This window comes from Escherichia sp. E14V7 (assembly GCF_004212225.1).
Lineage (GTDB): Bacteria > Pseudomonadota > Gammaproteobacteria > Enterobacterales > Enterobacteriaceae > Escherichia.
In genome coordinates this window covers 1-1537 of record NZ_RHJJ01000034.1, presented here as the reverse complement: position 1 = coordinate 1537, position 1537 = coordinate 1, and the positions used below count along the sequence as shown (strand labels likewise).

Sequence of the window (1537 nt, the reverse complement as noted above, 5' to 3'; positions counted from 1 at the left end):
GAAATCCGAAACTGCAGCGGCATCATCGAAGAACGCGGCGAAAACCTCAGAAACGAATGCAGCTAACAGCGCACAGGCGGCAGCGACCTCACAGACTGCATCGGCAAACTCCGCGACAGCAGCCAAAAAATCAGAAACCAACGCGAAAAACAGCGAGACAGCCGCAAAGACGAGCGAAACCAACGCAAAGTCCAGCCAGACGGCAGCGAAAACCAGCGAAACGAATGCCAAAACCAGTGAAACTGCGGCGAAAAGCAGTCAGGCTGCAGCAGCCGAAAGCGAGAGTGCTGCTGCCGGTTCTGCGACTTCAGCTGCTGGATCAGCAACTGCAGCAGCTAACAGCCAGAAAGCTGCGAAGACGAGTGAAACTAACGCAAAGTCCAGCCAGACGGCAGCGAAGACCAGCGAAACGAATGCCAAAGCCAGCGAAACTGCGGCAAAAAGCAGTCAGGATGCAGCCGCCCAAAGCGAGAGTGCTGCAGCTGGTTCTGCAAGCGCGGCGGCGGCCTCTGCCACTGCATCAGCCAACAGTCAAAAAGCTGCAAAAACCAGTGAAACCAACGCAAAGGCGAGCGAGACTGCAGCGGCTAACTCGGCGAAAGCATCCGCTGCAAGCCAGACGGCTGCAAAAGCAAGTGAAGACGCAGCCAGGAAGTATGCAAGCCAGGCTGCAGAGCCGTATAAACAAGTTTTGCATCCGCTGCCTGATGTGTGGATACCGTTTAACGATTCACTGGATATGATTACGGGCTTTTCGCCATCATATAAAAAGATTGTTATTGGTGATGATGAAATAACGATGCCTGGCGACAAGGTTGTTAAGTTTAAACGCGCATCGAAAGCAACCTATATTAATAAATCTGGTGTGCTGACAGAGGCTGCCATTGACGAGCCACGATTTGAACGTGATGGCCTGCTTATTGAGGGGCAAAGAACGAACTTCTTCCCGAACAGTACAGACCCTTCGAAGTGGAATAAGTCAACTTCACTGGACGTTACAGAAACAGGCACGGATAGTTTCGGTTTTAATTATGGCCGGTTTGTCGTACAGGATTCGATTGTTGGCACAAGTAAAGCGCATACCATTATAGGGCTGTATTCGAGTACCGGAGGGGTTGATACTTCAGGTGACGAAAAGTATGTAACTATATCCTGTCGGGTAAAAAGTGAAGTTGATAATATCGCCGTTCGTATTTTATTTGAACATTATGATGGGGAGGTAAGGACATCAATAGGAGCAGCAAGCCTGAACCTTACCACCCGCATAATTAGCAAGACAGGCCAGACAAGCCGTGTTACAGCAAGGTCTGTTAAGGAAGATGCAACTGGCTGGATATTTTTTGAGGCTACATTAAAAGCAGATACAACAGAAAATACGGTTGGTGGTTTCGTCCAGTATTCTCCGGATACAGGGCAGATGGTGGCATCAGGGGATTATCTCGATGTAACCACTCCACAGATTGAGGCTGGTACAGGCGCATCATCTTTTATTGTTACGGGGGCGGCACCGGTAACGCGGGCAAGCGATATAGTTACA

At 49.9% G+C, this 1537-nt stretch carries 1 pseudogene; it reads left to right on the top strand.

The window, feature by feature from the left end:
- Positions 1–1537 (top strand): annotated as a pseudogene (locus D9741_RS23435) (phage tail protein); the annotation flags it as partial.